Here is an 11929-nt window from a genome sequence, read left to right as displayed (position 1 = left end):
AAAAACCTGTGGGAGCGGGCTTGCCCGCGATTGCGGTGTGTCAGAAACCAAATATGTACCTGACACACCCCCATCGCGGGCAAGCCCGCTCCCACAGGGATTGATGAACGGCTCAGGTCCCGGCGATCAACTGCCGTGCTGCCTGGCTGTGATCGGCAATCAGACCTTTGAGATCCAGGCCTTCAACCTGACCATCCACCACACGCCACTTGCCGCCAATCATCACCCGATCCGCACGGTCCGAGCCGCACAGCAGCAGCGCCGAAATCGGGTCGTGGCTGCCGGAGAAGCGCAACTCGTCGAGCTTGAACAACGCCAGATCGGCCTGCTTGCCGACCGCCAGTTCACCGATGTCGCTGCGGCCCAGCAAACTCGCCGAGCCCTTGGTCGCCCAGCCCAGCACGCGTTCCGGGGTGATCTTCTCGGCGCCATAACGCAGGCGCTGGATGTACAGCGCCTGACGCGCTTCGAGGATCATGTTCGAGGCATCGTTGGACGCCGAACCGTCAACGCCCAGACCGAACAGCGCGCCGGCGTCGGTGAGGTCGATACTCGGGCAGATGCCCGACGCCAGGCGCATGTTCGAACTCGGGCAGTGGCAGATGCCGGTGCCGGCCTGGCCGAGACGGGCGATTTCGTCCGGGTTGAAATGGATGCCGTGGGCCAGCCAGGTGCGCGGGCCGAGCCAGCCGACGCTGTCCAGATAATCGACGGTGCGCAGGCCGAAACGCTGCAGGCAGAAATCTTCCTCATCAAGGGTTTCGGCCAGGTGCGTGTGCAGGCGCACGTCGAGCGTGTTCGCCAGTTCAGCGCTGGCCGACATGATTTCCGGGGTCACCGAGAACGGTGAGCACGGTGCCAGGGCGATCTGGATCTGCGCACCGTCGCCACGTTCGTGGTACTCGTGAATCAGGCGCTGACTGTCGTCGAGAATCACCTGGCCTTCCTGCACGGTCTGCTGCGGAGGCAGACCGCCGTCCTTCTCGCCAAGGCTCATCGAACCGCGGGTGAGCATGGCGCGCATGCCGAGTTCGCGCACGGTTTCGACTTGCACGTCGATGGCGTTTTCCAGGCCGTCCGGGAACAGATAGTGATGGTCAGCGGCGGTGGTGCAGCCCGACAGCAGCAACTCGGCCAGCGCCACTTTGGTCGCGAGGGCAAGTTTTTCCGGAGTCAGGCGGGCCCACACCGGGTACAGGGTTTTCAGCCACGGAAACAACGGCTGATTGACCACCGGCGCCCAGGCGCGGGTCAGCGTTTGATAGAAATGGTGGTGGGTGTTGATCAGTCCCGGCAGGACCACATGCTCGCGGGCATCGAACACTTCGCTGCACGGCGTCGAGGGTTGCTGGCCGCCAGCAAGCACTTCGACGATCACGCCGTCTTGCAGAACCAGACCGCCACGCGCGTCGAGCGCGTTGGCCGTGAAAATGGCGAGGGGATTTTTTAACCAGATACGGGTCGCAGGCATGGTCGCCGGCTCCTCTGAAAGTTGGGTTCAGGGTTGCCAGCTCAGTGTTGCCCTGTCTGCTGATCCAGGTTCGCCGCGACGGGCGAGACGCGCAGTTTCAAACAAATTGCCGCGCCGGGCAAGCCCGACCCGACCAGACAACTCGATCCCTTGTAGGAGTGAGCCTGCTCGCGATTGCGGTGTGTCAGACATCAATGCTCCAACTGACACTCCGCAATCGCGAGCAGGCTCACTCCTACAAGGGATTATCAGCGCTTACCAGGGAATCGTTTCACCCTTGTAATTGACGAAATGATGCCCGCCCTTGCCGCTGAACGCGTTGACCTGATCGATCAGCCCACGGGTACTGGTCTCTACATCAAGGTCAGCGCCATCACCGCCCATGTCGGTTTTCACCCAGCCCGGATGCAGCGACAGCACGGTCAGTTTCTGCTCGCCCAGTTGCGTGACGAAGGTATTGGTCATCGAGTTCAGCGCAGCCTTGCTCGCCTTGTACAACGCCAGCTCCGGTGCGTCCGGCACCGTCACGCTGCCCAGCCCCGAGCTCATGAACGCCAGTACGCCGCTGCCATCGCGGATCTGCCCGACAAAGCGCTGGGCCAGATTGATCGGCGCTACTGCGTTGGTGAAAAACAGCTTGCCGACTTCGGCCAGGGTCGCGCCGCCCGGGGTCTGTACATCCGGGCCCTTGACCCCAGCGTTGACGAACAGCAGGTCGAACGTTTCGCCCTTCAATTGTTGACTGAGGGCGATCACCGCCTGCTGATCATCCATGTCGAGCTTCTCGATCCGCACGCCGCCCAGCGCTTGCAGCGCCTCGGCGTTCTGCGGATTGCGCACGGTGGCGGTGACTTGCCAGCCGTCGGCCAGCAGGGTTTTCACCAGCCCGAGGCCCAAACCCCGAGAGGCACCGATGATCAGTGCGTTTTTTGCCTGAGACATGATGGGTTCCTTGATTGTCAGCGTTTAGGATTCAATGGACAGGCCTGCCCGAGCCGAAGTTGCAGCGTCCGGCGCAAAAGAGGCAGCGACCGGAGCATACCCCAGCCTTTGCCGTGCTTGCTTCCTGAAGTTCTCAAGATTGGTGGGTATGGAGCAGGCGTGGTTCAGGTGTTGCCTGTGCGGACGCCATCGCGAGCAGGCTCACTCCTACAGTGGATCGGGTTCGCAATTCCCTGTAGGAGTGAGCCTGCTCGCGATGGGGCCATTGAATTCACCTCATCAATGCCCTGATTGCCAAGGCTGCCCCAACGACACCGGCGCATACAACCGCGTGCGCAGCGCATCCCGCGACAACAGTACCAGCACCACAATCGTCGCGACATACGGCAGCATCGCCAACAGACTCGAAGGAATCGCCAGCCCCAAGCCCTGTGCCACCAGATGCAGGATGCTGGCGAGGCCAAACAGATACGCGCCGAGCAACAACCGCCACACCCGCCAACTGGCAAACACCACCAGCGCCAGGGCAATCCAGCCGCGCCCGGCGGTCATGTTTTCCGCCCACATCGGCGTGTACGCCAGCGACAGATAGGCCCCGGCCAGCCCGGCCATCGCCCCGCCAAACAGCACCGCCAGGGTACGCACGGTCAGCACCGGCAGTCCCATCGCACTGGCCGCATCGGGATTTTCGCCAACCGCTTGAATGATCAGCCCGACACGACTCTTGATGATCACCCACGCCACTAGTGCAAACAGCGCGAACGACAGGTACACCAGTAGATCCTGGGCAAACAGCATGCGCCCGAGCAGCGGAATGTCACTCAGGTACGGAATCGCCAACGGCTCAAACCCGGCCAGCGGTTTGCCCACCCAGGCCGCGCCGACAAACGTCGATAGCCCGACACCGAAAATCGTCAGCGCCAACCCGGTCGCGACCTGATTGGCGTTGAACACCAAGGCGACCAAGGCAAACAGCGACGACAGCAGCATCCCCGCGAGCATCGCCAGCAGCACGCCCAGCCACAGGTTGCCGCTGCTGAGCGCGACGATAAAACCGATCACCGCACCAAACAGCATCATTCCTTCCTGACCCAGGTTGAGCACGCCGCTCTTCTCGCAGATCAGTTCACCCAGCGCCACCAGCAAAAGCGGCGTGCCGCAGCGCACCATGGCGTAGAAAATATTGCTCAACAGATCGATATCCATCACAGCGCTCCGGCGGTTACGGCGGTAGTCGACGTGCGGCGGGTCCAGCGCCGATTCAGGCGCGGCCGATAGAGAATCAGCACGTCACAAGCGAGCAGGAAAAACAGCATCATTCCCTGAAACAACTGGGTGATCGCCCGCGGCAAATTGAGGGTCATCTGCGCGCTCTCGCCGCCGAGATAAAGCAGCGCCATCAGCAGACTGGAAAACACGATGCCGAGCGGATTGAGCCGGCCGAGAAACGCCACGGTGATCGCCGCGTAGCCATACCCTGGTGAAACCTGCGGGACCAATTGGCCAATCGGCCCTGTAACCTCGCTGACCCCGGCAAGCCCCGCCAATCCACCGCTGATCAGCAGTGCCAGCCAGATCAGACGCTTCTCGCGAAAGCCGACGAAGCCCGCCGCACGCTTGTCCAGCCCGAGCACTTTGATCTGGAAACCGATAAAGCTTTTCTGCAACAGCACCCACACCGCGACCAACGCGAGCAGGGCGAAATACACCCCGGCGTGCACGCGGCCATCTTCGAGCAAGAGCGGCAAGCGGCTGGCGTCACCGAACATTGCCGACTCGGGAAAGTTGAACCCGGCCGGGTCCTTCAGCGGCCCATGCACGCAAAACAGCAGCAGGTTCAGTGCGATGTAGTTGAGCATGATGCTGGTGAGAATTTCATTGGCGTTGAAGCGCGTGCGCAACCATGCGGTCAGCCCGGCCCAAGCGGCGCCGGCGAGCATGCCGACGAGCAGAATCAGCACCAACGCCCAACGGCTTTGCCAGTCGATGATGTGCACCGCCAGCGCACTGCCGGCGAGGGCCCCGAGGAGCAGTTGACCTTCGGCGCCGATGTTCCAGATTCGCGCCTGATAGGCCACCGCCAGACCGAGTGCGCAGAGCAGAATCGGCAATGCCTTGACCAGCAATTCGGAGATGCCATACACATCGCTGACCGGCGCGATCAGCAGCGTATGCAAGGTTTGCAGCGGGTCGTGGCCGAGGGCGATGAACAGCAGCGAGCCGCACGCCAGGGTCAGCACGGCGGCCAGTAACGGCGAGCACCAGAGCATCAGGCGCGATTGCTGGCCGCGTGGTTCGAGGGAAAGCAGCATGTCAGGAAAACTCCGTTAAACCGTGGCCGATGAAGGTGAGTGCGCGAACTGCCCGGCCATCCAGCCGCCGACGTCGCTGAACTGCGTTTCGCCGGTGTCGTGCAGCGGCGACAGACGCCCGCCGCACAATGCGCCGAGGCGGTCGCTGATCTGGAACAGCTCGTCGAGATCTTCGGAGATCACCAGGATCGCCGCGCCGGCATCGCGCAGCGCGATCAACGCGCGGTGGATGGTCGCGGCAGCGCCAACGTCGACGCCCCAGGTCGGGTGCGCGGCGATCAACAGTTTCGGTTGCTGAAGAATTTCCCGGCCGAGGATGAATTTCTGCAGATTGCCGCCGGACAGACTGCGCGCAGCGGTCTGCGTGCCCGGGGTTTTCACGCCGAAGCGCTGAATGATCTGCGCAGCGAACGCTTCCAGTTTGCCGCGCTGGATCATGCCGCGGCTGACCAGTCCCTGCTGGAAAGCGGTGAGCAGGGCGTTATCGGCCAGGCTCAGTTCCGGCACCGCGCCGTGGCCAAGACGTTCGGCCGGGACGAACGCCAGACCGAGTTTGCGCCGCGCATCCGGGCGCAAATCGGCAACGTCTTGCGCACCGAATCGAATGCTGGCGGCGTCTGTTCGAGGCAAGCGCTGTTCGCCGCTGAGCAGCGCCAGCAATTCATCCTGACCATTGCCGGCCACCCCGGCGATGCCGACGATTTCACCGCTGCGTACCTGCAAGTCGATATTGCGCAACGAGCAGCCGAACGGGTCCGGGTTGTGCCAGCTCAAGCCGTTCACCTGCAGGAACGCCGCGCCGCCGCCGACTTTGGAATATTCACCGATCAACGCCGCCGCTTCGCCAACCATCAATTGCGCCAGTTGCTGATCCGAGCATTCGGCCGGTCGGCAATGCCCGGCGACACGCCCGCCGCGCAAGACTGTGGCGCTGTGGCACAGGGCGCGAACCTCAACGAGCTTGTGGCTGATAAACAGAATGCTGCAGCCCTCGGCGGCGAGGCGGCGCAGGGTGACGAACAGTTCGTCGGCCTCCTGCGGCGTCAGCACCGAGGTGGGTTCATCGAGAATCAGCAGACGAATGTCCTGCATCAGGCAGCGCACAATCTCCACGCGCTGACGCTCGCCGATCGACAGGCTGTGGACCAGTCGTTCCGGCTCCAGCGCCATGCCATAACGGCGCGACACTTCGGCAATCTTCGGTGCCAGTTGTTGCGGCGTGCCAGCCGCCGCGCCCATTGCCAGTGCAATGTTCTGCGCCACGCTAAGCGTTTCGAACAGCGAAAAATGCTGGAACACCATGCCGATGCCCAACTGCCGCGCCTGCGCCGGGTTGCGGATATTCACCGGCTGACCTTGCCAGAGCATGTCGCCCGCATCGGCCTGGGTGACGCCGTAGATGATCTTCATCAAAGTGCTTTTGCCAGCGCCGTTTTCGCCGAGCAGGGCATGGATTTCACCGGGTGCGATACTCAAATCGATGGCGTCATTGGCCAGACAACCGGGGTAGCGTTTGCTGATATGGCGCAGTTGCAGGCGCGGGACGGGCGGAGCGATGGGCATGACAGGCTCTACTGCTTGGAGTTGTGCCTGTGGATAAAGCAATTTCCTGGCCATTGAGTCAGGAACGCGAGCGGGCCGCGTTTGCCGGCGCCGGATGTAGAGCGTTGGGTCGTGACAAGAATGGAAACGCAGCACCATTTCAGCGCAAAGGTGTTGATCAGGCTCCAGTTTTGCCCACCGCTAACTGATCAAAAAACGAGCAAACCGTTGCGAAGCAGGCAGAACCTGCGACTGCGCCGGTCATGAACGGGTTATCCACAGGTTGTTCCACAGTTATTGTGCGCAAGCCGAAAAGCTCGGCATAAGCACTGCGGTGCTTTGTTCTAATGGTGCTAAACATCGCTAACTGGTTGTTTAGCCTTGGGATTTCCGTTTCGTCTGGAAAATTGAACGAAAAGTGAACAAACCGCGCAAAGCCGCGTGACAGAAGGGTTACAGACGAATGTACTCAGGTTATCCACAGTCGGGTGCACAGCGGATGTGGGCAACTTGGCGGAATAAGGGTGGACGGCGGCGCCCTAAAAACTCGCAGCGTTCTAGCGCTGCAGCAAAATCCGCCCGCGACTCAGATCGGCCAATTGGCTTTGCAGCAAATCGATGTGGGCCGCCCCCAGTGCCAGCCGCAATTCGACGCCGTTGGCAGTGAAATTTTCCTCCAGCACCAGGCCACCGAGATCGGCGACGCGCAGCTTGACCAGCGCCAGTTCGGAAAATCCACAGGCACAACTCAGCGGCACACGACTGATCAATTCGATCTTGTCTGCCGCTTGCAGGCATTTGTTCGCGCCGCCGCCGTATGCCCGGGCCAAACCACCGGTGCCCAGTTGGATACCGCCGTACCAACGGATCACCAGCACTGCGACCTGATCACAATCCTGCGCCTCGATCGCCGCCAGAATCGGGCGCCCGGCAGTGCCGCCGGGCTCGCCGTCGTCGCTGCTGCGGTATTGCCCGCCGAGTTTCCACGCCCAGCAATTGTGCGTGGCATTCAGATCGCTGTGCTGCTCGAAGAACGCCTGCGCATCGCTGGGGCTGTCGATCGGCGCAGCGAGGGTGATGAAGCGGCTTTTGCGAATCTCTTCGCGGTACTCGCAAAAACCGCTGAGGGTAAAAGGCATAAAACGTCTTATACAGAAGGAGTGAGGCCGCAGCCCTTGAGGATGATGCGAATCAGGTTGTTGCCGGCGTCTTCCATGTCCTGTTTGGTCAACTTGCTGCGCCCGCTGACCCGGCAGATCTGCGTGGCGAAGTCGGCATAGTGTTGCGTGCTTCCCCACAACAGGAAGATCAGGTGCACCGGATCGACCGGGTCCATTTTGCCCGCATCGATCCAGGCCTGGAACACGGCGGCGCGGCCCTGGAACCAGGCGCGATAGTCCTGATTGAAATACTCGGTCAGGCATTCGCCGCCGCTGATCACTTCCATCGCGAAGATTCGCGAAGCCTGTGGCTGACGCCGGGAAAATTCCATCTTGGCGCGGATATAGCGGGTCAGCGCCTCCGCCGGATCGTCCTCGGCGGTGAGGGTGTTGAAGGTGCTGTCCCACAACTCGATGATGTTGCTCAGCACCGCCACGTACAAACCGAGTTTGTTGGTGAAGTAGTAATGCAGGTTGGCTTTCGGCAACCCGGCGTTCTGCGCGATGGTGTTCATGCTGGTGCCTTTGTACCCGTGACGGGCGAACTCGTCTTCGGCGGCTTTGAGAATGGTCTCTTCGTTCTTCTGACGAATGCGGCTGGCGGGCTTGCCGCCGTGAGCGGGGACTTCAAAGGTCATAGGCACTTCCGGGTTTGTCTGTGGGTGCAACCAATTGCGTTGATAGCGCACCCACAGGCATCCGACAAGTCCTTGCGCGATAAAACCGTTACGCCTGTTCGATCTTGTTCAGCTTGGCCGGCAGTTCAGCAGCTGCGGTTTGGCTTTCCGGCAGCAGCAGGCACAGGACGATGGCGGTCAAACCGCCGCTGGTAATCGCCGAGTCGAACAGGTTCTGCACCAGTTTCGGCAACAAGTGCAGCAGGTTCGGTTGCGCGGCGATGCCCAGGCCGACACCGAACGAAGTGGCAATGATCAACATGCTGCGCCGGTCCAGCGGCGACTGCGCAAGGATGCGCACCCCGGCCGCCGCGACGGCACCGAACATCACCAGCGTCGCGCCACCCAGCACCGGTTTCGGAATCTGCTGTAGTACCGCGCCGATCATCGGGAACAGGCCGAGGCAGAACAGGATCGCGCCGATGTAGAGGCCGACGTAACGGCTGGCGACGCCGGTCAACTGGATCACGCCGTTGTTCTGCGCGAAGGTCGTATTGGGAAATGCGCTGAACGTCGCGGCGATCATGCAGCTTACGCCGTCGCCCAATACGCCACCGCGGAGCCGGCTTATATAAGAAGGACCGCTGATCGGCTGGCGAGCGAGCATGCAATTGGCGGTGAGGTCGCCGACGGTTTCGATGGTGCTGATCAGATAAATCAGCGCAACCGGCAGGAAAGCCGTCCAGTCAAAGCTGAAACCGAACTTGAACGGCGTGGGAAAACTCACCAGCGGCACGTCAGGCAAAGGCTGCGGCAGCAGTTTTCCGCTGAACCACGCGGCCAGACTTCCCAGCAACAGACCGATGATGATCGCCGACAGGCGCACCCACGGCGTGTTCGAGCGGTTGAGCAGAATGATCGTCAGCAACACAAACACGCCCAGCGCCAGATTGCCTGGCGCACCAAAGTCCGGCGCATTGAAACCACCGCCCAGATCGGTGATGCCGACCTTGATCAGGCTGATGCCGATCAGGGTGATGACGATGCCGGTCACCAGCGGTGTGACGACCCGGCGCAACTGGCCGATGAACCGACTCAGCACGATCTGCACCAGTGCACCGAAAAAACACACACCAAAAATCATCGCCAGAATGTCTTCCGGACTGCCGCCACGCTGCTTGACCAGAAACCCGGCCGAGAGCACCGCGCCAAGGAAGGCGAAACTGGTGCCCTGCAGGCAAATCATCCCGGCGCCAATGCCGAACGGCCGCCGCGCCTGGATAAAGGTGCCGACGCCGGAGACCATCAGCGCCATGCTGATCAGATACGGTAGGTGCGCGGTCAGGCCGAGCGCCGAGCCGATCACCAGCGGCGGGGTGATGATGCCGACGAAGCTGGCGAGCACGTGTTGCAGTGCCGCAAGGATCGCGGCGAGGGGTTTGGGACGGTCGTCGAGGCCGTAGATCAGTTCATTGGGCGAATCGGAATCTGGCTGCATGGCGCTGGGCTTCTTGTTCAGGATCAGGTTGATCCTGCTTTGCAAAAAGCTGTCCACTTGCTCAGGTTATTCTGATTTTTAGTCTGTAACGCCCAGCGCTGACGGGCCTTGCGTGGATTTTCAGCGCGTCGCCGCCAGGCTCTCAAGAAAGCTCTCCAGCACCAAATGAGGGCGACGCCCCTTGCGCGTGACCGATGCGAGGCTCAAGTCATAGAACCGTGTGGTGGATTTCAGCGCACGCAGACGACCTTGCTGAACCCAGAGGCTGGCGTAGTGATCCGGCAGGTAACCGATGTAGCGCCCGGTCAGAATCAGGAACGCCATGCCCTCACGGTCCGAAGCGCTGGCGGTGCAATTGAGCGCCTGATAATGCGCCTGGATGTCCGCCGGTAAACGAAACGTCGGCGCGATGGCGTCCTGACTGTTCAGGCGCTGATCATCGAGTTGCTTGTCATCGACATAAAACAACGGATGCCCCACTGCGCAGTAAAGCAGCGATCGCTCGCTGTACAGCGGCTGATACTCCAGCCCCGACAGCGCGCTGGCCTGCGGCACGACGCCGACATGCAGACGGCCGTCGAGTACGCCTTGCTCGACTTCATTGGGCGCGATCATGCGGATCTGAATCTGCACATCCGGCCCGCGCTCCTTCAACTGCGCGAGGGCATGGGTGATGCGCATGTGGGGCAGGGTGACGAGGTTGTCGGTCAGGCCGATGATCAGCTCACCACGCAAGTGCTGGTGCAGGCCATTGACCTCGGTGCGAAAACTTTCCAGCGCACTCAGCAGTTGCAGCGCCGATTGATAGACCTCGCGGCCTTCTTCGGTCAGGGAGAATCCAGCGCGACCGCGTTGGCACAGGCGCAACCCGAGGCGCTGCTCCAGATCGCTCATCTGCTGGCTGATCGCCGAGCGACCGATGCCCAGCACGGTTTCCGCCGCGGAAAAGCCACCGCATTCCACCACGCTGCGAAAAATCCGCAGCAAGCGAATATCAAAGTCACTGACCTGGGCCAGCGGATCGGGGCGGCGGCTGCTCATTGATTGGGCTCTTTGTTTAGCAGTGTTCTAACTGAAGGTTAGAAAAGTTGAATTTCACCGACTTTATCGCCGTGGCAACTTAGCTGCAATAACGCTTTCTATCTCCCTGCCGCTTATGCCCTGCGAGGTTTTGCCCGATGAACATGCCTGAAAACGCGCCGTCGCCACTGGCCAGCCAACTGAAGCTGGACGCGCACTGGATGCCGTACACCGCCAACCGTAACTTCCAGCGCGACCCGCGGCTGATCGTCGGTGCCGAAGGCAGCTGGCTGTTCGATGACAAGGGCCGCAAAATCTACGATTCGCTGTCCGGTCTGTGGACCTGCGGCGCCGGGCACACCCGCAAGGAAATCCAGGACGCGGTGGCCAAACAGTTGGGTACCCTCGATTACTCGCCGGGCTTCCAGTACGGCCATCCGCTGTCGTTTCAACTGGCTGAGAAAATCACCGAGCTGACCCCGGACAATCTCAATCATGTGTTCTTCACCGACTCCGGTTCCGAGTGCGCCGACACCGCGGTGAAAATGGTCCGCGCATACTGGCGTCTGAAAGGCCAGTCGACCAAAACCAAAATGATCGGCCGTGCCCGTGGTTATCACGGTGTGAACATCGCCGGCACCAGTCTCGGTGGCGTCAACGGCAATCGCAAACTGTTCGGTCAGTCGATGATGGATGTCGATCATCTGCCGCACACCTTGCTGGCAAGCAACGCCTTCTCTCGTGGCATGCCGGAGCAGGGCGGGATCGCATTGGCTGACGAGCTGCTGAAGCTGATCGAACTGCACGATGCGTCGAACATCGCTGCAGTCTTCGTCGAGCCGATGGCCGGTTCCGCCGGGGTGCTGGTGCCGCCGCAGGGTTACCTCAAGCGCCTGCGTGAGATCTGCGATCAGCACAACATTCTGCTGGTCTTCGACGAAGTGATCACCGGCTTCGGTCGTACCGGTTCGATGTTCGGCGCCGACAGTTTTGGCGTGACCCCGGACCTGATGTGCATCGCCAAGCAAGTCACCAACGGCGCGATTCCGATGGGCGCGGTGATTGCCAGCTCCGAGATCTACCAGACCTTCATGAACCAGCCGACCCCGGAATACGCGGTCGAATTCCCCCACGGCTACACCTACTCGGCGCACCCGGTGGCGTGCGCCGCTGGGCTGGCCGCACTCGACCTGCTGCAAAAAGAAAACCTGGTGCAGAGCGTCGCCGAGGTCGCACCGCATTTCGAAAATGCGCTGCACGGTTTGAAAGGGGCGAAGAACGTCATCGACATTCGTAACTACGGCCTGGCCGGGGCGATCCAGATTGCCGGCCGTGACGGCGACGCCATCGTGCGTCCATTCGAAGCG

10 protein-coding genes (1 of these 10 cut by a window edge) are annotated in these 11929 nt (G+C 61.4%); 1 reads left to right on the top strand and 9 read right to left on the bottom strand.

Features of this window, described 5'->3' with window-relative positions:
• Positions 1-112 precede the first annotated feature (112 nt).
• The 9 genes from J3P93_RS24080 to J3P93_RS24040 all read right to left on the bottom strand — a co-directional run bounded on the left by J3P93_RS24080 (position 113) and on the right by J3P93_RS24040 (position 10583).
• Entirely contained in the window at positions 113-1471 is a 1359-nt protein-coding gene (locus tag J3P93_RS24080; protein WP_434592619.1) for an 8-oxoguanine deaminase, read from the bottom strand.
• Between the two features lie 255 nt (positions 1472-1726).
• On the bottom strand, positions 1727-2413 hold the full coding sequence (locus J3P93_RS24075; RefSeq protein ID WP_434592616.1) for an SDR family oxidoreductase: 687 nt from the start codon (positions 2411-2413) through the stop codon (positions 1727-1729).
• Positions 2414-2692: 279 nt separating this feature from the next.
• Positions 2693-3619: an ABC transporter permease gene (locus J3P93_RS24070; RefSeq protein ID WP_434592615.1), complete on the bottom strand. Its 927-nt coding sequence runs from the start codon at positions 3617-3619 to the stop codon at positions 2693-2695.
• Complete coding sequence (locus J3P93_RS24065) at positions 3619-4725, bottom strand: ABC transporter permease (protein ID WP_434592612.1); 1107 nt, start codon at positions 4723-4725, stop codon at positions 3619-3621. The genes J3P93_RS24070 and J3P93_RS24065 overlap by 1 nt, the downstream gene beginning before the upstream one ends.
• 15 nt (positions 4726-4740) lie before the next feature.
• A complete protein-coding gene (locus J3P93_RS24060; RefSeq protein WP_434592609.1) occupies positions 4741-6288 on the bottom strand; it encodes an ABC transporter ATP-binding protein in 1548 nt (515 codons plus the stop codon).
• Positions 6289-6824: 536 nt separating this feature from the next.
• A complete protein-coding gene (locus J3P93_RS24055; RefSeq protein ID WP_434592606.1) occupies positions 6825-7406 on the bottom strand; it encodes an IMPACT family protein in 582 nt (193 codons plus the stop codon).
• An 8-nt stretch (positions 7407-7414) separates the two neighbouring features.
• On the bottom strand, positions 7415-8065 hold the full coding sequence (locus J3P93_RS24050; protein WP_203420639.1) for a TetR/AcrR family transcriptional regulator: 651 nt from the start codon (positions 8063-8065) through the stop codon (positions 7415-7417).
• A gap of 88 nt (positions 8066-8153) precedes the next feature.
• Positions 8154-9542, bottom strand: coding sequence for a uracil-xanthine permease family protein (locus tag J3P93_RS24045; protein WP_434592602.1), 1389 nt, complete (start codon positions 9540-9542; stop codon positions 8154-8156).
• A gap of 120 nt (positions 9543-9662) precedes the next feature.
• Positions 9663-10583, bottom strand: coding sequence for a LysR family transcriptional regulator (locus tag J3P93_RS24040; protein ID WP_093104952.1), 921 nt, complete (start codon positions 10581-10583; stop codon positions 9663-9665).
• Positions 10584-10720: 137 nt separating this feature from the next.
• Between J3P93_RS24040 and J3P93_RS24035 the strand changes: the two genes are divergently transcribed.
• A protein-coding gene (locus J3P93_RS24035; protein WP_434592599.1) for an aspartate aminotransferase family protein crosses the window boundary here: on the top strand, positions 10721-11929 show its 5' portion. Its footprint extends 141 nt past the window's final position; 1209 of the gene's 1350 nt are visible here — the first part of the coding sequence; the start codon lies at positions 10721-10723; its stop codon lies beyond the right edge, outside the window.

The organism is Pseudomonas sp. R3-57 (genome assembly GCF_051132065.1).
Taxonomy (GTDB): domain Bacteria; phylum Pseudomonadota; class Gammaproteobacteria; order Pseudomonadales; family Pseudomonadaceae; genus Aquipseudomonas.
This window is presented reverse-complemented; position numbering and strand designations above follow the sequence as displayed.